General features: G+C 30.1%; 12 protein-coding genes and 10 tRNA genes. All 22 read right to left on the reverse strand.

The features are described 5' to 3' along the window. Positions 1 to 2 precede the first annotated feature (2 nt). Entirely contained in the window at positions 3 to 3,431 is a 3,429-nt protein-coding gene (uvrA, locus tag KGF50_RS08265; protein ID WP_227847626.1) for an excinuclease ABC subunit UvrA, read from the reverse strand. Between the two features lie 221 nt (positions 3,432 to 3,652). After that, positions 3,653 to 5,830, reverse strand: a complete 2,178-nt coding sequence (locus tag KGF50_RS08270; RefSeq protein WP_227847627.1) for a hypothetical protein — start codon at positions 5,828 to 5,830, stop codon at positions 3,653 to 3,655. A 128-nt stretch (positions 5,831 to 5,958) separates the two neighbouring features. After that, a complete protein-coding gene (locus KGF50_RS08275; RefSeq protein ID WP_227847628.1) occupies positions 5,959 to 7,053 on the reverse strand; it encodes a PIN/TRAM domain-containing protein in 1,095 nt (364 codons plus the stop codon). Between the two features lie 88 nt (positions 7,054 to 7,141). Further along, positions 7,142 to 8,212: a DNA integrity scanning diadenylate cyclase DisA gene (gene disA / locus KGF50_RS08280; RefSeq protein ID WP_227847629.1), complete on the reverse strand. Its 1,071-nt coding sequence runs from the start codon at positions 8,210 to 8,212 to the stop codon at positions 7,142 to 7,144. 2 nt (positions 8,213 to 8,214) lie between these two features. Further along, complete coding sequence (gene radA, locus KGF50_RS08285) at positions 8,215 to 9,588, reverse strand: DNA repair protein RadA (protein ID WP_227847630.1); 1,374 nt, start codon at positions 9,586 to 9,588, stop codon at positions 8,215 to 8,217. A 179-nt stretch (positions 9,589 to 9,767) separates the two neighbouring features. Beyond that, positions 9,768 to 12,215, reverse strand: coding sequence for an ATP-dependent Clp protease ATP-binding subunit (locus tag KGF50_RS08290; RefSeq protein ID WP_227847631.1), 2,448 nt, complete (start codon positions 12,213 to 12,215; stop codon positions 9,768 to 9,770). Further along, complete coding sequence (locus KGF50_RS08295; RefSeq protein ID WP_227847632.1) at positions 12,202 to 13,227, reverse strand: protein arginine kinase; 1,026 nt, start codon at positions 13,225 to 13,227, stop codon at positions 12,202 to 12,204. Before KGF50_RS08295 ends, KGF50_RS08290 begins: the two co-directional genes overlap by 14 nt. A 15-nt stretch (positions 13,228 to 13,242) precedes the next feature. Continuing rightward, a complete protein-coding gene (locus tag KGF50_RS08300) occupies positions 13,243 to 13,737 on the reverse strand; it encodes a UvrB/UvrC motif-containing protein (protein WP_227437113.1) in 495 nt (164 codons plus the stop codon). Positions 13,738 to 13,743: 6 nt separating this feature from the next. After that, positions 13,744 to 14,208 (reverse strand): CtsR family transcriptional regulator, encoded by a 465-nt coding sequence (locus KGF50_RS08305; RefSeq protein ID WP_227847633.1) that lies wholly within the window; start codon positions 14,206 to 14,208, stop codon positions 13,744 to 13,746. A gap of 494 nt (positions 14,209 to 14,702) precedes the next feature. Next, complete coding sequence (locus KGF50_RS08310; RefSeq protein WP_227847634.1) at positions 14,703 to 16,631, reverse strand: elongation factor G; 1,929 nt, start codon at positions 16,629 to 16,631, stop codon at positions 14,703 to 14,705. A gap of 239 nt (positions 16,632 to 16,870) precedes the next feature. Further along, a complete protein-coding gene (locus KGF50_RS08315) occupies positions 16,871 to 20,302 on the reverse strand; it encodes a pyruvate carboxylase (RefSeq protein WP_227847635.1) in 3,432 nt (1,143 codons plus the stop codon). 303 nt (positions 20,303 to 20,605) lie between these two features. Continuing rightward, a complete protein-coding gene (locus tag KGF50_RS08320; protein ID WP_227847636.1) occupies positions 20,606 to 21,019 on the reverse strand; it encodes a hypothetical protein in 414 nt (137 codons plus the stop codon). Positions 21,020 to 21,093: 74 nt separating this feature from the next. Next, a tRNA-Val gene (locus tag KGF50_RS08325) sits at positions 21,094 to 21,169 on the reverse strand. Positions 21,170 to 21,181: 12 nt separating this feature from the next. Then, positions 21,182 to 21,258 (reverse strand) — tRNA-Arg (locus KGF50_RS08330). 7 nt (positions 21,259 to 21,265) lie between these two features. After that, positions 21,266 to 21,339, reverse strand: a tRNA-Cys gene (locus tag KGF50_RS08335). Positions 21,340 to 21,346: 7 nt separating this feature from the next. Next, positions 21,347 to 21,422: transfer RNA gene (locus KGF50_RS08340), tRNA-Lys, on the reverse strand. A gap of 8 nt (positions 21,423 to 21,430) precedes the next feature. Further along, positions 21,431 to 21,507 (reverse strand) — tRNA-His (locus KGF50_RS08345). A 20-nt stretch (positions 21,508 to 21,527) separates the two neighbouring features. Further along, a tRNA-Ile gene (locus tag KGF50_RS08350) sits at positions 21,528 to 21,604 on the reverse strand. A 15-nt stretch (positions 21,605 to 21,619) separates the two neighbouring features. After that, positions 21,620 to 21,693: transfer RNA gene (locus KGF50_RS08355), tRNA-Met, on the reverse strand. Between the two features lie 6 nt (positions 21,694 to 21,699). After that, positions 21,700 to 21,775: transfer RNA gene (locus KGF50_RS08360), tRNA-Phe, on the reverse strand. A 3-nt stretch (positions 21,776 to 21,778) separates the two neighbouring features. After that, positions 21,779 to 21,867, reverse strand: a tRNA-Ser gene (locus KGF50_RS08365). Positions 21,868 to 21,869: 2 nt separating this feature from the next. Beyond that, positions 21,870 to 21,945 (reverse strand) — tRNA-Lys (locus KGF50_RS08370).

Here is a 21,945-nt window from a genome sequence, read left to right on the forward strand (position 1 = left end):
TCCTATAAAAATCTTCCAGTTATGCTATCATGGTTATTTTTTATATCATTAGGTGTTCCAAAAGCAATGATTTCTCCTCCTTGAGCACCACTATTAGGGCCTACATCAATTATCCAATCAGATGCATTCATGATTTCAGTATTATGTTCAATAACCAACAAAGAGTGTTGTTCCTCTACTAATTTTTTAAATGTAATTAGTAAATTTTCAATATCTTGAAAATGAAGACCTGTAGTAGGTTCATCTAGGATATATAGCATTCGCTTTTTCGTTTTTGCTCCCAATTCTTTGGCTAACTTCATTCTTTGAGATTCTCCACCACTCAGACCCAAAGTACTTTGTCCTAATTTTAAATAACCTAGCCCAACATCCTCTAATATAGATAATTTCCTAAATACTTCAGAATTGTCTTTAAAAAACTCTTTTGCTTCTTGTACTTCCATGGAAAGAATATCTGCAATAGATTTTTCTTTGTATAAAATTGATAAAATTTCTTTTTTATATCGTTTCCCACCACATTCAGAACAAGTTACCCAACTATCAGCCATATATTGTAAAGTGATTTTTGTTTTTCCTAATCCTTGACAATTGGAGCATTGACCGTTTTTGCTGTTAAAACTAAAATAACTATCATCAAATAATCTCATCTTGGCTTCTGGTGTTTGAGCAAATATATAACGAATATCATCAAAAATATTAATATAAGTGGCTGGAGTAGAGCGATTTGATTTTCCTACAGGTGTTTGGTCCATAGTTATGAAGCCATCAATCTGCTCTGTTCCAGTTAGTTCACCATATTTTTTATTACGATTAATCTTCTCATTTATTTTTTCTTCTAATGCTGGTATTAAACTATGAAAAATAAGTGAACTTTTTCCAGAACCACTCACACCTGTAATACAACACATACAGTTCAGCGGAATTTCTACATCAATATTTTTTAAATTATTAGCATTACATCCTTTTAAGCTTAGCCATTTTTTAGGTGCTTGTTTAGTTAGTGTACCTTTTTTCTCTGTTAGTTGAAGATACTGACCTGTAATAGAGTTTGGATTTTCTATGATTTGTTGAACAGTTCCTTTCGCAATTATTTTTCCTCCATTTGTACCTGCACCAGGCCCTACATCAATAATATAATCTGCCTCTAGCATGGTATCCTTGTCATGTTCTACGACAATAACAGTGTTGCCCTTATCTCTTAGTTCTTTCATCATCTGAATCATTAAATGATGATCTCTAGGGTGTAATCCAATAGAAGGTTCATCTAAAATATAGGTTAATCCAATTAATTCACTACCTAATTGGCTAGATAAACGAACACGTTGTAATTCTCCACCTGATAATGTTGGTGCTGTTCTTTCAGTAGTCAAGTAGTGTAGCCCAACTTTTAGTAAATAACTAACTCGAATTTCTAGTTCTATTAGTATATCTTGTACAATCTTTATTTCATTTTGTTGAAGGTAGTTTGGTAATTCAGATAACCAATCCCATAATTGTTCTATTGTCAGCTTAGTTAGTTCAGGAAATCTGTAACCTTGAATTGTGGTAAACCTTGCTTCTGTGCTAAGTAGTTCACCATTACATGTATGACATGGTACCTCATCCATGTATTGTTGTGAAGCATTGTTATTTGTACTAGACTCTCTAAAAAGTCGTTGGATATGATTAACAGCTCCAGAAGCAGGTCTTTTGATTTTTGCTAATCTACCTTTTGATTCATAGCTAAATTCATATATTTTATTTCCAGTACCATATAAAATAGCATCAATAAATTCCTTGGGAAGTAAGTTCCAAGGTGTAGATAAATCAATATTTTGATATTCTGCAATTGCAAATAATTCGCCTACCATCCAGTTTCCTGTTAACTTTTTACCTCTTAATTTTCCCCAGTAATAAGTGGCTCCATCTAATATGGAAATATTCGGATTTTTTACGATTAATTGAGGGTTAACTTCATAAATAATGCCTAGACCATTACACGTATGACATGCTCCTGTATGGGAATTAGCATTGAATGTTGAAGTATTTATTTTTGAAAAAAGAGTTTCACAATGCGGGCAATAATTCTTTGTTTTGTTCTTTTTCTTTAAAGGAACTTTACAGTATGGGCAATAGCTTCTCCCAATTGAAACAAATAGCATTCGTAAATAATCCCAAATACCAGTAAGAGTTCCTACTGTAGAACGTGGATTCTGACTTCCTTTTTTCTGCTCAATCGCAATTGTAGGTGTTAATCCTTGAAGCAAATCAAACTCAGGCTTTTGAATTTGTTCTTGTAACTTTGCAGCATTGCTTAGATTCTCAAAATAACGTCTTTTTCCTTCTTCATAAATTGTATCAAAAGCTAAGGATGATTTCCCACTGCCACTTACCCCTGTAATTACTGTAAACTTATTTTTGGGAATACTCACTTCTATATCATTTAAATTATTTTGTCTCCCTCCTTTTAAATAAATTGTATCTTTGTTAGAAGAAGGTATGTATTTACTAGGTATTTTCGAAGTCTTAGCAAGTTTAAACTTTTCCTCTAATTCTGTGGGATTGCTAAATTGTTTTGATTCTAAAGAACCTAATAATTTAAGTTGAGAAAAAATAGATGCAATGTATTCTTCTGGTAATTTAGAAATCAGCTCATTTATGTCACTTATCTTCATATCTTTATCGGATAGTATTTCGGCTATTTCATCCAATAAATTTTTTTCTTCTCTAGTTAGTTGACTGTATTTTTTTGTACTCAATTCTGTCCATAAATCCCAAGGAAGTAACTCCAATCCAATGACATTATTAAAATCATGTATAAGATTTCCTTTTACTGAGTGCCACCCTTTCCAGTTTTTGTTGTATCCAAAATCATCTTGATGAGTAGTACCTTGTCGGCAACTTATCCAAGCTTCTGCTCCTGTTAAAAATCCATTTTCTTTACTAATATCATGAGTATCAAAGTTAAGTTGGAAGTGTTTCTTCTGAATCTCATCAATCTGAGCATCAATTTTTATCCATCTTTTTTGTATTTTATTGTAGTATTCAACAATCCAATGATCCTCATAAGGAATCTCACTTTGAAAGTAGTTAGCAAACCCTGCTCTCATTCTGGCTTCGTAACCTTTATACCTAAGAAAAGAAACAAGTAGTAAAGAATAATCTCTACACATACCCACAAGTCGTTGCTTTGGCTCTCTAGGTATAGTTAATGATTGAGAATTTATCCTCATAATCTTCTCTAACATTTGAAAAACTGTACGTAGTAATTCCTCTTCTGATTGTTGCTTACTAAATGATACTCCATATAGATTTCCATGTTCTCCATGAATAATTAACTTTTGAACAATTTCTAATAATTCAGTTGGAGTATTAGGAAGATTCTTATATTCCTTTTCAAATCTTGCAGGATTAGTAATTATACTTTGATTTGTATAGTTTAATATTTCCATCATCATTCACCTCTCTAAATAGAGATTACAACATGACACAGTGTCAGTAGCAATGGGTATTTTTTATTTATTTTTTATTAGTAAGTATATATTGTATTTACATAAAAAAGAGTGTCTCATCTATAATCTTAAAAAATTATTTTGAGACACTCTCTTTAGTTATATTATATAAAAATCAATTTAAATTAATATTTTAATCTTTATATAGCAATATCTATAATTTATTCTTTTAATACTGTCATATTTATACTTAATATAATCATAGGTACAATTACATATATAAAAGCTGTAGCTGACGAAACTATACCAGAATCATTTACTAAAAGAGTAATAAAGCATCCTACTACTGATGCTATAAACCCTTTAAATACAATTGGATATTCGTTAATTAATTTTTTGAAATATCTAATTTGAGTAAGCATAAGTACTAAAATTACTCCTATTCCAGTTAATAATATATTTACCCATGCACTGGTCTGAGCTAATTTTAAATTCATTTCTATCTTTCTACTAAATGTTTGTATTATTTCTCCTGGACCATTAAAGTAAATATCTTTTACAAACATCCCTAAATGTGAGTTGCTTCCTGAAACTATATCTATTGTTACAAAAACTCCTAAAACAAGTAGTACTGCTATGCCTAACAATATAACTTTTTTAAAATCTATCTTTACATCATATATCAATAATATAAATAGTAAAAATGCTACACATTCAGAAATAGCACTTCCTACATTTGCTCCCATAATTGGAGATGCGCTAGTAATTAAAATAGCTAAAGAAAAGACTATTACAGACCATTTTGGTATCTTTTTATATGTCAATAAAATTGCAAATGTAAAAATTGCACTACCTATTGCCACACCTTGATATTCATTTCCTACACCATAATATCTAGCTCCAATTATACAATCATAGCTCATTACATTACTTTTCATTAGATATGCACCGAGTGCAGAATCTATAACCATAATCAATATAGTTAATCCTGTAAAGAATAGAATATTTTTTAGGTCATTTTTTATTAAAACTTTACTTATTAGATATATAGTAAGTGTTATTATAATTATGCCTAAGGAAATTGCTACTGGTGTTTTAAAATTCATTATTGGGGTTATCATAAATGATAGAGGCATTACTATTCCTATTTTCAAAAGTTCTTTTAGTATAAAGTATGTTGTTTCTTTGTGTTTTTTTGATATATGTTTTCTAAATAAAATTGCAATCATAGCAACTATCCACGACAAAAAAACTACATTTACGAAACCATTTAATATCACAGACCTTATACTTGAAATAGATACTATCTTTTGATATTCATCCATTAAATATTCTTTATTATCATCTCTATTGATAAGTTCATACTTTCTTCCAACCATATTTGGATTTTTCAAATCAAAATTATCTAGTATATCTACTCCTACATCTAAGTTAGTTACAATACCCTCTCTTCTAGTAGTTGAAGATGACAATAATCCTTTTCCATCTCCACTTAACTTTATTATTGGAGAAAGTCTTCTTTTATTTTTATAATCTAAATCACTTGGAAATGCACTAGCTATATAAACAGTATCATTTGCTCCAACCATAGAAAATATACTTTTTAAATATTCATCTATATTTTTTTCTATCTTGTCTTTCATGTTTTTATATGTTTTTTCATTCAAGTTTGGTTTATATGAATCTAACCTATATGTATCTCCAAGCTCTACAAAAACTACATCACTATTTTTATAAGCTTCTTTAGTTTCAGCAACAAGCTTAGTATAATCAGTTGATATTCCATAAGGCATAGATAAATCTTTTTTATTGATATTATCTACATTTCCATAAGGAATTCTACCATACTCATCCATAGCTGTTAGGCATAAGTTTCTACTTTTTATAAGTTGACCATTTTCAACTATATCTGAATTTCCTAATACGGACGTTTTCAATTCATTTTCAGATAAGCTTTGACCTAATGAACCTAATGTAGAACCATATTCTCCAAAGTTCAGATTCTCATTTATTGACATATTTATAGTCAAATCATTTATACCTTTTGCTTTTTTACCTGTAACTGATTCAAAAACTATATTTCTATCTTTACTTGAGCTTTCAAAATTAATATCTTCTTCATTAGCTACATTGGCTCTTCCACCAGCACCCATACTGGCATATGACCTTCTATCATCACTACCTTTATCGCCTCTTATGTTCATCAAGCCAATATATCCTCTATCTTCTAGCTCTTCTCTCAATGATTTTATTCTTAACATATTGTTCATACTAGTTCTATTCATATCTATAAATATTACTTTTCCATGCGTTGGTATATCATCTGCAAAGCTATACTGACTCATCGATGTTAATATTATGATAAATGTTGCTAAGAAAGATATAATCTTTTTTCTCATAAATTCTCCCTGCTTTCTGATTTAAATCCTCACACTTAAGAATACATTAAACATTGTCGTTATAAATAAATAAATTTGGACCATCTATTTACAATAAACAGCCCAAATTTTAGGTTTATTTGAATATATCAATTTTTAGGTTTTGCAAATATCATTCTACCAGCAGGAGTTTGAAGAACAGAAGTTACTAAAACTTTTATAGTCTCATTCATATGTTTTCTTCCTCCATCAACAACTATCATAGTTCCATCATCTAGATATGCAACACCCTGTTGAGCTTCTTTTCCTTCTTTAACCACTTGGACAACCATATCTTCACCTGGTATTGCAACTGGTTTTATAGCATTAGCCAACTCATTTATATTTAATACTTCAACACCTTGAAATTGAGCAACTTTATTTAAGTTATAATCATTAGTAACAACTTTTCCATTTAATACTTGGGCAAGTTTTAATAATTTACTATCAACTTCTGCTATCTCATCAAAGTCTCTTTCACTTATTTCAACCTCTATATTTAATTCTTTCTGAATTATATTTAATATATCCAGACCTCTTCTACCTCTTACTCTTTTCAAATCATCTGAAGAATCTGCAATATGTCTTAGCTCTTCCAAAACAAAAGCAGGGATAATAAGTTTTCCTTCTATAAATCCTGTTTTACAAATATCAGCTATCCTTCCATCAATTATTACGCTTGTATCTAATACTTTTGGAGGTATTGCCTTTACTTCTTTTTTATTATCTTTGTCTTTATCCTTATCTTTAATAGGATTTGCCAATCTTCCTAATTTTCCAATATTAAATAAATCATTTTTACTTTTAAGCGCAACTTTCATTCCAAGATATCCTAGGAATAAATATAATAGTAATGATAATATTCCACCTACTATTGGTATTCTATTTACTAATCCACTTAACAAATATGCAATTACAAATCCTACTATAAGACCCATAGACCCTAATAATATATCTGTTTGAGGATATTTTGATAGTTCTTTATCCACTACTTTAGCAATTTCTTTTGTTCTATTCACAACCCATGGCTCTATAAGATATCCTAAAATAGCTATTACTATACCTGCTACTACAGCAGCTATATAGCCATAAGTTTCTTTTCCAAATGTTAATATTTCAAAATCTCTCATCAATGTTAAATAGGTCGTTATACCTATCGTAAATCCAAGTAAAATAAACAATATCCTTGTTACTTTCCTTATCAATGCTTCACCCCCTAGTTATACTTATCTATTATAGACCAAAGTGTATATTATATTCAAGAAAAAAGTAGTAAAATTCACTTAAAATTCATTATATGTGTCTATCTAATAATACTAATTGTTTCATTTTTATAAGTCCATTTTTTATATATGTTGCTCTTATTTCACCTATTCCTTCAACTTCATCTAACTCTTCAATAGACGCATCCAATATTTCTTGGAAGTTTTCAAAATAATTTACTAAGTTTTCTATTATTGCTGTTGGTAGTCTGTGTATTTTGCTAAGAATTCTATAGCCTCTTGTTTTGATAGGCATATCCATACTTTCTGAAAATCCACTATACCCTAATAGTTTTGCCATATTAAATAATTCTATTAGTTCTTCTGAATTTAAATTTTCAACTTTTTTCATAAGTTCTTTTATTTCAGTATTTTCTTTGTTATAATCTTTGAATATTAATTTCTGATCTATTCTAGTTGTACCCATTAATTCCTCTAATTGCATGCTTACTAAAGTTCCTTCATCCCCCAGTTCTATCACATATTTTTCAATTATACTTGTAACTCTCATTACCATTTCCATTTTCTGCATGACTAATGCTACATCATAAATAGTTACCAAATCATTAAACTCTAAAGCATTTAAATTAGTTATAGCTTGGTCTAATACTGTTTTATATTTTTCTAAAGTTTGTATTGCTTGATTTGCTTTAGTAAATATCTTAGATATATCTTCGACCACATACTTCTCATTTCCTCTATAAACTGTTATAACATTTCTTCTTTGTGAAATTCCTATAACTATAGCACCAGTTTGTTTTGCTACTCTTTCTGCCGTCCTATGTCTAGTTCCAGTCTCTGATGTTTCTATAAAGTAATCTGGTATAAGTTGTGCATTAGCAAATAATATTTTCTTTACATCACCACTTAAAACTATCGCTCCATCCATTTTGGCTAATTCATATAGATATGATGGTGAATACTCTGCATTTATAGCAAATCCTCCATCTACTATTTTCATTACATCTTCATTTGTTGCAATTACAATTAAACCGCCAGTCTTAGCCCTTAGTACATTATTTAGGCCTAATCTAAGAGGGGTTCCAGGAGATATCATTTTTAATGCATGCAGCATATTTTTATTATCCAAAAAATTCTCCATATTTATTGATTCCTCCCAAGTACTATATTTATAGCTTGTCTTAAGTTATCTACTGGCCATATTTCTATACCTTTAGTATCTTTTACAACCTCATAATTACTTCTAGGAACTACTATCTTTTTAAATCCAAGTTTTTTGCACTCAGCAATTCTTTTTTCTATAAAACTTACTGATCTAACTTCTCCTGTAAGTCCTACCTCTCCTGTAACAGCTATATCTTCATCTATAGGTATATTTCTAAAACTAGATGCTACAGAAATAGCTATTCCTAAGTCAATCGAAGGTTCATTTATCTTTATACCTCCAACTATATTTATATATACATCTTGGTTTTGTATTTGCAGACCAACACGTTTTTCTAAGACTGCTAATAACATACCAACTCTATTATAATCTACTCCTGTAGATGTTCTTCTCGCTATCCCAAAACTTGTAGGTGAAACTAATGCTTGTAATTCAAGTAACATTGGTCTTGTACCTTCTACAGTAGATATTATGACTGAGCCTGCCACATCTTTTGGTTTTTCAGATATCAAAATCTTAGACGGGTTATCAAGCTCTACTAATCCCAAGTCTCTCATTTCAAATACCCCAAGTTCATTTGTTGAACCAAATCTATTTTTAACAGCCCTTACTAATCTATATGTATTATATCTTTCACCTTCAAAATATAAAACAGTATCAACCATATGCTCTAATAATTTTGGTCCTGCTAGTGAACCTTCTTTGGTTACATGACCAACTATGAATGTTGAAATCCCCATTTTTTTAGAAATCTTCATGAATTTTGAAGTACCTTCTTTAATTTGGCTGACAGTTCCTGGTGCTGAAGATATTTCTGGACTAAAGACAGTTTGAATTGAGTCTAGAATTATTAATTCTGGATTTACACTTTCTAAATAAGATTCAATTATACTTAAATTATTTTCAGCAAATATATATAAATTTTCTGAATTAATACCTAATCTTTTTGCTCTCATTTTTATCTGTGATTCTGATTCTTCTCCAGTTATATATAAAACAGTCTTTCCTAAATTAGCTACATTACTAGAAACTTGAATTAAAAGTGTGGATTTACCTATACCAGGGTCTCCACCAACAAGTACTAGGGAACCTTTAACTATACCTCCCCCAAGTACTCTATCTAATTCTTTTATATCTGTTGTAAATCTTTCTTCTTCTTTGCTCTCTATTGAAGTTATGCTAACTGGTTTAGATGAAGATTTATCTATTATAAAGACCTCTTTTTTTGTGCTTTTTTGATCTACTTCTTCTACAAATGTATTCCACTTTGTACACTCTGGACATTTTCCAAGCCACTTAGCTGTTTCATATCCACAGGATTGACATACATATTTGGTTTTTATTTTTGCCATATTTTAATCATCCTTAATTTATTATTCTATACTACAATTTTAGCATATGTGAAAGATAATAGGTAAAGATTAAATAAAATAATTAAGGACAATGAATTATTATAGATTCATTGCCCTTAAAATTTTCTTTAAACCATAAAACTTATATCTATAAAATTTTAAAATGCAACTCTATTGAATTATTTAGTTTCAAAAACTATTTTTTCATCTTTAACTTTTGCCATTATATTGCTTCCTTTTTTTACATCGCCTCTTAAAATCGCTTCAGATAACTCATCTTCTAGTTCTTTTTGTAATGCTCTTTTAAGAGGTCTTGCTCCATATTCCAAATCAAATCCAGATTTAGAAATTAATTTTATAGCTTCATCACTCATTTCTAGTTTTATATCCATATCTTTTAGTCTTTCTTGTAATTTGTCTACCATTAAAATTACTATTTTAGATATATGCTCCACATTTAATGAATGGAAAACTATTATATCATCTATTCTATTTAAAAACTCTGGTCTGAATCTTTGCTTTAATTCACCCATTATGTTTTCTTTCATTTTTTCATATTGAGACTTTTCTTCTTCGTCTCCTTTAGCTATACTAAATCCTAAAGTTTTTTGTCTACCAATTGTAGATGCACCAACATTTGATGTCATTATCACAATAGTATTCTTAAAGTCAACAGTTCTTCCTTTTGAATCTGTTAATCTACCATCATCTAGAATTTGTAATAGAATATTAAACACATCTGGATGAGCTTTTTCTATCTCATCAAATAAAATAACTGAATATGGGTTTCTTCTTACTTTTTCAGTTAATTGACCTCCTTCATCATGACCTATATAACCAGGAGGTGAGCCTATCATTCTTGATACAGCATGTTTTTCCATATATTCAGACATATCAATTCTTATTATTTGATTTTCATCTCCAAATTGAACTTCTGCTAATGCTTTAGATAGTTCTGTTTTTCCTACTCCTGTAGGTCCTAAAAATAAAAATGAACCAATTGGTCTATTAGGGTCCTTAAGACCTGCTCTCGACCTTCTTATTGCCTTGGAAATAGACTTCACTGCTTGTTCTTGACCTATAACTCTATTGTGTAAGATTTCTTCAAGTTTTAAGAGTCTATCAGCTTCTTCCTCAAGAATTTTATTAACAGGTATTCCTGTCCATAAACCTACTACTTCAGCAATGACCTCTCCATCAACTAAATCAGAATGTTTAGATGATTTATTCCATCTTTCTCTAACATCTTCTAATTGTTTTTTAAGTATACCTTGCTCATCTCTTATTTTTGCTGCTTTCTCAAAATCTTGGCATCTTACTGCTTCTTCTTTTTCTTTATCTATATTTTCTATTTCTAATTCTAATTTTTTTATTTCAGCTGGAGGAGTATTTTCCTTTAACCTCACTTTTGATGCTGCTTCATCAATCAAATCTATAGCTTTATCTGGTAGATATCTATCTGATATATATCTAGTTGATAATTCTACAGCTGTTTTTATAGCCTCATCAGTTATTTTAACTTTGTGATGGGCTTCATATTTATCTCTCAATCCTTCTAATATTTTTATTGAATCTTCTTTACTTGGCTCATCCACCATAACTGGTTGGAATCTTCTTTCTAGTGCAGAGTCTTTTTCAACATGCTTTCTATACTCGTCTATTGTTGTTGCACCTATAACTTGTATTTCTCCTCTAGCTAAAGCAGGTTTTAATATATTTGATGCATCTATAGAGCCTTCTCCTGTAGACCCAGCCCCTATTATGGTATGCATCTCGTCTATAAATAAAATTATATTTCCATTTTTAATAACCTCATCTACAACTTCTTTAATTCTTTCTTCAAATTCTCCTCTGTACTTAGCACCAGCTAATAATGAACCCATCTCTAAAGAATACAGAGTTTTACTTTTTAGTGTTTCTGGAACATTACCTAATGCTATATTTGTTGCTAGACCTTCAGCTATAGCTGTCTTACCTACTCCTGGGTCTCCTATTAGCACAGGGTTGTTTTTGGTTCTTCTACTTAATATTTGTATCACTCTTTGTATTTCTTTTTCTCGTCCTATAACAGGGTCTATTTTATTTTGTTTTGCATATAGTGTAAGATTTCTTCCATATTTATCAAGAATTTTAGAATCTGTTTGATTTTGGTTGCCCGTGTAACTATTTTCTGATTTATATTGATTATTATCGCTCATGCCCATCATATCAATTGTTAATTGGGCTAGGGTTCTGTCATTTACACCTGCATAGTTCAAAACTTTATTGGCTATTCCTTCACCTTCTTGAATAATAGCTAATAATATATGCTCAGTTCCTATATAATTTGTTTTTAATTTATTTGCAAACATTCCTGATAGTTCCAATATTTGTTTACTTCTTGGGCTTAATACTATATCCTCTGGAATTCCTTCGCCCTTACCTTCCATATCAATTATTTTGCCTTCTAAATAAGCCTCTGTAAATCCAACTTTACTTAGAACTTTGGCAGCTATTCCTTCTTCTTCTTTTAACAGTCCTAAAAGTATATGCTCGCTCCCAACAATATTATGTCCTAAGTTTTTAGCAGACTCAAACGCTAAATCTATTGCTTTTTTAGCTCTTTGTGTAAATCTATTGAAGTTCATAATTTATCCCTCCTCTTAATTTTTCCAAAGTTTCTCTAATGTATGTTGCTCTATTTATATCTCTATTCTCAACATCATCGCTCTTATACATTATTGACTGATGTGCTGGTTGTATACCTATCATAAGTTGTTCTATAGCTTTTAAATCTAATTTTTTTATATAGTTCATTTCTATTCCCATTTTTATATTTGATAGATGGCTCATTGCCTCTGAACTACTCATTACCCTTGAATTTTCAAGTGTTCCTATTGACCTAAATATTTTATCTTCTAATTTTATACCTAATTTTTTTTGTAATATTTCTCTGGCTTTCACTTCTTTTGAAATTGCATCCTTTGTAAGACCACTTACATTTTCTATAATATTAGACTCTGTTCTTCCAAGTGTAAGCTGATTGGATATTTGGTATATATTTCCCAATGCTTCTGTTCTCTCTCCATATATGCCTCTTATTGCTATACCTATTTGTGATGAAATCTTATAAAGTTCATCCATATAGCCTAATTGACTTAATGCAGGTAAATGCATCATTACAGAAGCTCTCATTCCAGTTCCTGTGTTAGTTGGGCAAGATGTTAGATAACCCAACTTCGCGCTAAATGCATATTCTAAATTTGATTCTAATAAATCATCTATTTCATTTGCTATGTTATAAGCATTTTCTAAATTTAAATCATCACACATAGTTTGTATTCTTATGTGATCTTCTTCATTTATCATTATACTTACAGTTTTATCTTTTTTTACTATAACAGCACTCTTATCATTTTCTGCTAAGTCTGGACTTATCATATGCTCTTCAACCATAAGCATCTTTTTAGATTGGTCTAAATCTTCAATCTTATAGAAATCAAACTCTTCTTTATGTTCTAAATTAGAGTTCATAAAAGCATTTTTTACCTTTTCTATTATTTCCATAGCACACTCTTTATCTAACCTATTTGGAAAAGAATAATTGTTCAAGTTCCTAGCCAGCCTAACTCTTGATTTCATGACTATATTCTCTTTCATAATATCACTCCAATCTTAGTCAATAGAGCCTTTTAAATACTTAATCTTATCTCTAAATTGAGCAGCTAATTCATACTCTTCATTTTTTATAGCTCTATCTAAATCTTCTTTTAATTCTCTAATCTCATTTTCTACACTTATTTTATAAAAAGATTTTTTAGGTGCCTTACCTATATGTTCTATATGGCCATGTATATTTTGAAGCATTGGATTTACTTGACTGCTAAATGCATTGTAACATTCACTGCATCCAAATCTTCCGTTATTCTTAAATTCACTATATGTCATATTACATTTTTGGCAAACTAACTTTTCTTCAAGCTCTTTTTTAGGTTGAAACCCTAAGTTAGAAAATATATCCATCATTGAAAAAGGCATATCTAAATTAAAATTCATCTCTGTATTCTCTTTAGCACATTCACTACACAGATACATTTCTGTCTTTTCTCCATTGACTATTTTATTGTAATATACAGATGCTTTATTTTTATTGCATTTTTGACATAGCATAAATTATCACTCCTCTATACTAAATACTCCTATTATTATATTCTTTAAAACATTAGACCTTACCTTCTCTTTTAATTCATATACTGGCATACATAATGATTTATCATCTATTGCATATAATATTAATTTTAATTCTCTTTCACTAATTAAATTTGATTCTCTCAAACTTTCTACCAACTCTTTTGCTTTCTTATAGGATATTTGACTTCCTATTTTTTCATTCAATATTTCTCTAATATGTCCACCTTTACTTCTTCGTATTTTTTCTATCTGAACATATCCTCCGCCACCTTTTTTGCTTTCTATATAATAACCTTTATCTATGGTAAACCTCGTCGTTAAAACATAATTTATTTGTGATGGTGCACAACTAAACAAGTTTGCTAGTTCATTTCTTTGAATCTGTATACTATTATCTTCTTCCATCAAATCTTTAATAAATTTTTCAATTATATCTGTCATAGTTGCCATTTATATCACCACACACCTTTTTATTTTTGACTTTCTTTGACTACTATTTTACACCTATTATTTAAATTTTTAAAGCCCTAAATTGTGTAAATTTATTTTTTTCATAATAATTTAAATGTAAGTGTCTATCTTGTATTAAATATAAGCTTCTACTTCTTACATTTATAACAATTAAGTTTTAAAATTTCTGATTGCTAATTGATTTTTAATTTATCTATACCTTGTATTTGTAAATATACCTTCATATCATTATTATTAAACATTTCTAAAAATAATAATATAAAAAGATACTTTCTTTTATTAAAACAATTTAAGAAAGTATCTTTTATTCTTCACATTTTTTATTACTTTAATTTGATTTTTTCTTGTTTTATATAAAAACACAAAAAAACTAGATATATACTTGTTTAAAATAAGCATATACCTAGCTTTAATTACAAAATTATTTTTATATAATATATGGATATTAATTATTTAATATTCTATCTTCTTTATTACTTTGCAGTAGCTAATCCGATTATTTTTTCTGCAAATTGTGATGGAACCTCTCCATATCTTTCTAATTCCATTTCAAAGTATCCTCTACCTTGTGTCATTGCTCTTAAATCTATTGCATATTTAAATGTCTCTGCTTGTGGAGCCTCTGCAAATATTATTTGTTTTCCTTTATTATCTGGTTCCATACCAAATATTTTACCTCTTCTTTTGTTTATATCTCCCATAACATCTCCCATATATTCCTCTGGAACAGTTATCTTAAGTTTCATAATAGGCTCTAATAATATTGGATGAGCTTCCTCCATACCTTTTTTAAACGCTGCACTTGCTGCCATCTTAAAAGCCATTTCAGAAGAGTCTACATCATGGTATGAACCATCATAAAGTGTAGCCTTTATATTTGTAACAGGGAAACCAGCCAATACTCCTTTTTGCATAGAATCTTTTAAACCTTTTTCTACTGCTGGTATATATTGTTTTGGTACAGAACCACCAAATATTTCTTCTGCAAATTCAAAATCAGATTCACATCTTTCAAATCTTATCTTTACATCTCCATATTGACCATGACCACCTGATTGTTTCTTATGTTTCCCTTGTACATTAGCTGTTTCCTTTATAGTTTCTCTATAAGGAACTTTAAGGTCATTTAATTCAACATCTACCCCAAACTTATCTTTCATTTTATTTTTAATTGTTTTTATGTGAAGTTCCCCTTGTCCTCCTAAAAGAGCTTGTTTTGTCTCTGTATTTCTATACCAATGTAATGTAGGGTCTTCCTCTACAAGTTTGTTTAATACAGCAGCTACCTTTTCCTCATCACCCTTATTTTTAGGATTGACAGCATAATATATTTGTGGCTTAGGGAAATCTATCTTATCTAAAGCTTCTGTATCTTTATCTACAGATATCGTATCTCCTGTTTTTAGAGAGTTAACTTTAGTTATTACTACTACATCACCAGCCTTAGCTTTTTCTATTTCAACTAATTCACTATTTCTCAATGTATATATGTTAGCTATTTTTTCTTTTATGTTTTTGTTTATATTAAAAATTTCTTTATCTTTAGAGATTGCACCTTGAGTAATTTTTATATATGACATTTTTCCTACAAATGGGTCAACCATAGTTTTAAATACTAACCCTTTAAATGGCTTACTCTCTTCTGTAAATATTGGTTCTAGATAATTTGATATTGTATCTAGTATTTCTTTTGTTCCTATATTATTTATAGTTGAGCCACATATTACAGGTATAATATCACCTCTTTGTATCCCTATAACAATACCTTTTTGTATTTCTTCTGTAGTTAACTCTTCTCCATTAAAATACTTATCTAATATTTGGTCATCTGTTTCTGCTATAAGTTCCATTAAAGCTTCTTTTACACTCATAGCTTGTTCTTTAAATTCGCCTTCTAAATCATCTATATTTTCAAATACATTATGCAACTTGACAAAGTTTTTATCTTTGTATATAGGACTTATCATTGGAACTATCTTATTATTGTATTTTTCTCTTAACATTGCTATTGCATCTTTATATCTTGCTTTTTCATTATCTATTTTATTTATAAACATTATCTTAGGAATACTCTCAGTTAGTTCTAATGATTTCTCTGTACCAACTTGAATAGGTGCTGTTGCATCTATTACTATTATTGCTGCATCACTTGCTCTAAGAGATGATACAACGTCTCCGCTAAAGTCAAAATATCCTGGTGTATCCAATAAGTTAAACTTATAGTCATTGTATTCTATAGGTATTAATCCCATACTATAAGTCATATTTACCTTGTCAGTTAATTTAGGTATCTTATTAGTGTTTGCTGTGTAAGCTATAGTTTCGATTAGATTTGTTTTACCACATCCGCTATGTCCTAGTACCGCTACATTTCTCAACATGTTACTATCATAAACCTTCATATAAGCACCCACCTTTTAAATTTATGTATTTTCTCTTAGCTGTTATTTCCTAAGAAATAGTCTAGAAAATGTTTATTATTTTTAGAATTTTTAGATAACATTTTCCTTACTAGCTTTATTTCTACATAGGGATATAATTTTCCTCTTTTTTTTAACAAATATTTAATTTAAATAAATAAAAACACTCTAAATATTTAATAAAAATATTTTAGAGTGTTTTATAAGTTGTTTTAGTTCAATTATTTCATTATCATTAATAACTGTTTATCTTCAACCATGTCATCTTCTTTTACTTTGATTGATTTAATTACTCCATCAGTCTTAGCAACTATTATAGTTTCCATTTTCATTGCTTCTATAACTATTAATGGTTGATTTGCTTTTACTTCATCTTCTTCTTTAACCATTATTTTTATAACTTTTCCTGGTATACTTGCTCCGATTTGAAGAGGATCATTCATATCAGCTTTCTCAACATTAGTAACTTTTCCAGAGAAGTTTCTATCTTTTATTTCCACTTCTCTAACCATTCCATTTAATTCAAAACCTATAGTTCTAAATCCATCTTCTTTAACTTCACCAATTTCAACTAATCTTATTGTTAATACTTTACCTTCTTCTATTTCTACTTCACATTCTTCATTTTTATTTAATCCATAGAAGAATACATCACTTTCAAGTTTAGATATATCATTATAATGTTGTAAATGTTTAATATAGTCTTCATAAACTTTTGGATATAAAGCATAACTTATAACATTTCTTATATTTGCATTTATATCATATTTTTCATTTAGATATTTCGCTATGTCATCAAAATCTTCTGCTGGTAATAATGAACCTGGTCTTACTGTAATAGCTTCTTCACCTTTTAAAACTACTTCTTGTAAATCTTTTGGTACTCCACCTTCTGGTTGACCAATCATACCTTTACAGTAGTCTACAACAGAATCTGGGAATGATAAGTTTTTACCTTCTTCTATTATATTATTTTTATCTAATTTATTTTTAGTCATAAAGATAGCTAAATCCCCTACAACTTTTGAAGATGGTGTTACTTTTATTATATCTCCTACAACTTCATTAGCTTCTTTATATTTTTCTTTAACTTCATCAAATCTATTAACTAATCCTAAACTATCAGCTTGAGGTTTTAAGTTTGTATACTGACCTCCTGGTATTTCAAAATTGTATATTTCTGCACAAGAGTTAGTTAAGTCACTTTCAAATTTATTATAAACTTTTCTTAAATCCTTATAGTATTTTCCTAACTCATCATATCCAAATAAATCTATACCTGTATCTCTTTCTGTATTTTTAAGAGCTTCTACTATTGCATTAAGCGATGGTTGACTTGTAAGTCCTGCCATAGATTCTAATGCAGCGTCAATTATGTCTACACCAGCTTCTGATGCCATCAAACAAGTTGCTACACCATTTCCACTTGTATCATGAGTGTGTAAATGTATTGGCGCTTTTACATTTTTCTTTAGTTCTTTAACTAATGTATAAGCAGAGTATGGTTTAAGAAGTCCTGACATATCTTTTATTGCTATTATATCTGCTCCTAAGCTTTCTAACTCTTTTGCCATCTTAATGTAATATTCTAAGTCATATTTAGTTTTAGTCTTATCTAATATATCACCTGTATAACACATAGTTGCTTCAACTATTTTTCCAGTTTCTAGAGCTGTATTAATAGATGGTTTCATATTTTCAACCCAGTTTAATGAGTCAAATATTCTAAATACATCTATACCTTGTTTAGCAGACTCTTTTGTAAATTCTTCTATTACATTATCTGGATAGTTTTTATATCCAACTCCATTTGATGCTCTAAGCAACATTTGGAACATTATACTTGGTATCTCTTCTCTTAGTTTTTGTAATCTACGCCAAGGTGACTCTTTTAAGAATCTATATGCAACATCATAAGTAGCTCCACCCCACATTTCAAGTGAGAATAAATCTTTTTGATATTTTTCTGTTGGCTTAGCAGCTTTTAATAAATCATATGTTCTTAATCTTGTTGCCAATAATGATTGATGTGCATCTCTCATTGTTGTATCTGTTAATAATAGTTTTTTATCATTTTTTATTTTTTCTATATATGCAGATTTACCTAACTTATCAAAAAGTATCTTACTTCCTTCTGCCTTTGAACCTTCTTTATTCATTCTTGGTTCATGTAACGCATCAAATAATGGTTTTTCTTGACAAGCGTTATCATTTACAATTACATCACCTATAAATTGAAGTAATTTTGTTCCTCTATCTTTACTTTCTGTTATTTCAAATAAATCTGGATTTTCATCTATAAATTTAGTACTGCATTTACCATTTGAGAATATAGGATTATTTAAGACATTAACTAAAAATCCTACATTAGTCTTAACACCTCTAACTCTAAGTTCTTTTATAGATCTTATAGTTTTACTTATTGCTCCTTGGAATGTTCTATCCCAAGATATTGTCTTAACCAATAAACTATCATAGTGAGGGCTTATGTTTGCTCCTGTAAATCCATTTCCACCATCTAGTCTTATACCAAATCCTGAACCAGTTCTATAAACTTGAATTTTACCTGTGTCTGGCATAAATCTATTTTTAGGGTCTTCTGTAGTTATTCTACATTGTATAGAATATCCTCTTATTTCAACATCATCTTGTGATTTTATATTTATTTCTTCACTATCTAAGCTGTATCCTTGAGCTATTAATATTTGACTTTGAACTATATCTATTCCTGTAACCATTTCTGTTACAGTATGTTCAACTTGTACTCTTGTATTCATTTCTATAAAATAATGGCCACCATTTGCATCTACTAAGAATTCTAATGTTCCCGCATTAGAATAGCCTACATATTTTGATAACTTGACTGCATCATCACATATTTCTTTTCTTACTTTTTCATCTAATGAAAATGCTGGTGCATATTCTATTATCTTTTGATGTCTTCTTTGAACAGAACAATCTCTTTCGTATAAATGAACTATATTTCCATAGTTATCCCCTAATATTTGAACTTCTATATGTTTTGGGTCAGCTATATATTTTTCTATGAATATAATATCTTCACCAAAAGCTTTTCTTGATTCACTACAAGCAGTTTCATATTCAAGCTCTAAATCTTTTTCATGATGTACGATTCTCATACCTCTACCGCCACCACCATTAGATGCTTTTATCATAACAGGATAACCTATTTTGTTTGCAACTTCTTTTGCTTCTTCAGTACTTCTTATTGCTTTTTCCACCCCTGGTATAGTTTGAACATTAACTTCTTTTGCAATTTTTTTAGAGTTTATCTTATCCCCCATCATATTCATTACTTTAGATGATGGACCTATAAAAGTAATTCCATTTTCTTCACATTTACGAGCAAATTCTGCATTTTCTGCTAGAAAACCGTATCCTGGATGTATAGCATCAACTTTTTTTCTCTTTGCTAAGTCTATTATTCCATCCATATCTAGGTATGCATCTATTGGTCCTTTGCCTTCCCCTATTAAATATGATTCATCTGCTTTTGTTCTAAATAATCCATATTTATCTTCTTTACTATATATACCAACACTTTTTATCCCCAATTCTGAACAGGCTCTAAATATTCTTATAGCTATTTCGCCTCTATTAGCTACTAGTATTTTATTAAACTTTTTAAGCATACTCTATTCTTCTCCTTTATTGTTTGTGTAATATTAAAGATTATAGACTAAAATACTTTATTTTTGAAGATGTTTAAGCAAGTTCCTTAATTAATAAGATAAATTTATAAATATATATAATTTTTAGACTGTATAAATCCAATTTACCTCACTAAAATTAAGGGATTTTTTATGGAATTTCAGACAAACTTGTGTGAAAATTTCTACAATTGACCTTATTTTATACTATTTTTTTCTCTGTTTACATAATTATTTTCATCTTTACGTAATATTTCACATACTTTTCTCAATATAGTTCATATCTTAATCTATCTGTCTTAACAAACGTTTTATTACATCAGAAAGTTTTAGATGACCTAAATCTGCATATGCTATAACTAGTATTATTTTTACTATTCCTTCTACCTCATCTAATTTATATGCTCTAGCATTTATTATTGTGTACTTTGGCATAAGTTCTTCTAAATCTAGTGCAAGCTCATCAGATAAAGTCATATATTCATCAAACTTTTCCTCATCAGATAAATTAATATCTTCATCTTGTTCACTTATAGTAGCATCTAAATAATCCAAATTTATGCTTAATTGATAAGCTATTATATCTTCTCTTTTTGTGCTTTTACTTAAATCTTTCTCAACTTTAAATTTACTATTTTTATCTATGATTATTTTAAGTTCTTCACTATCAACTATTTCATTTCCTATAATTATATACAACTTTTTTACCTCCTAAATATAAATCTTTTTTAATCAAAAATAAAACCTCTAGTAAAATTACTAGAGGTTTGCACTGGTGGGATTAACAGGGCTCGAACCTGTGACCCCCTGCTTGTAAGGCAGGTGCTCTCCCAGCTGAGCTATAATCCCTCGATGTTTATATGGTGCGCCCAAAGGGACTCGAACCCCTAACCTTCTGATTCGTAGTCAGACACTCTATCCAGTTGAGCTATGAGCGCATTTTATTGGAGGCGACACCCAGATTTGAACTGGGGATCAAGGAGTTGCAGTCCACTGCCTTACCACTTGGCTATGTCGCCACCTTTTTGGTGATCTATCCGCGACTCGAACGCGGGACACCCTGATTAAAAGTCAGGTGCTCTACCGACTGAGCTAATAGACCATATTAGTTGGGGTGGATAATGAGAGTCGAACTCACGACCTCCAGAGCCACAATCTGGCGCTCTAACCAACTGAGCTATACCCACCATATATCTTTAATTTAATGTGGTGGGCCATCAGGGACTCGAACCCCAGACCTACCGGTTATGAGCCGGGCGCTCTAACCAACTGAGCTAATGGCCCACATTAAATTCTTAGTAGCGGTAATAGGAGTCGAACCTATGACCTTTCGGGTATGAACCGAACGCTCTAGCCAACTAAGCTATACCGCCACATTTTGGTGCCCAGAGGCGGAATCGAACCACCGACACGGGGATTTTCAGTCCCCTGCTCTACCGACTGAGCTATCTGGGCATTTGGCGGAGAGGGTGGGATTCGAACCCACGGCCCCTTTCGAAGTCACTGGTTTTCAAGACCAGCTCCTTAAACCACTCGGACACCTCTCCATTGGTGATCTATCCGCGACTCGAACGCGGGACACCCTGATTAAAAGTCAGGTGCTCTACCGACTGAGCTAATAGACC

Source organism: Clostridioides sp. ZZV15-6598, from assembly GCF_020657705.1.
Lineage (GTDB): Bacteria > Bacillota > Clostridia > Peptostreptococcales > Peptostreptococcaceae > Clostridioides > Clostridioides difficile_F.

Coding starts and splice junctions, on each gene's coding strand:
- KGF50_RS08305 (WP_227847633.1), bottom strand. CDS start 14,208: ATGGCAACTATGACAGATATAATTGAAAAATTTATTAAAGATTTGATG.
- KGF50_RS08310 (WP_227847634.1), bottom strand. CDS start 16,631: ATGAAGGTTTATGATAGTAACATGTTGAGAAATGTAGCGGTACTAGGA.
- KGF50_RS08315 (WP_227847635.1), bottom strand. CDS start 20,302: ATGCTTAAAAAGTTTAATAAAATACTAGTAGCTAATAGAGGCGAAATA.
- uvrA (WP_227847626.1), bottom strand. CDS start 3,431: ATGGAAATATTAAACTATACAAATCAAAGTATAATTACTAATCCTGCA.
- KGF50_RS08290 (WP_227847631.1), bottom strand. CDS start 12,215: ATGAACTTCAATAGATTTACACAAAGAGCTAAAAAAGCAATAGATTTA.
- KGF50_RS08270 (WP_227847627.1), bottom strand. CDS start 5,830: ATGAGAAAAAAGATTATATCTTTCTTAGCAACATTTATCATAATATTA.
- KGF50_RS08300 (WP_227437113.1), bottom strand. CDS start 13,737: ATGCTATGTCAAAAATGCAATAAAAATAAAGCATCTGTATATTACAAT.
- KGF50_RS08295 (WP_227847632.1), bottom strand. CDS start 13,227: ATGAAAGAGAATATAGTCATGAAATCAAGAGTTAGGCTGGCTAGGAAC.
- disA (WP_227847629.1), bottom strand. CDS start 8,212: ATGGAGAATTTTTTGGATAATAAAAATATGCTGCATGCATTAAAAATG.
- radA (WP_227847630.1), bottom strand. CDS start 9,588: ATGGCAAAAATAAAAACCAAATATGTATGTCAATCCTGTGGATATGAA.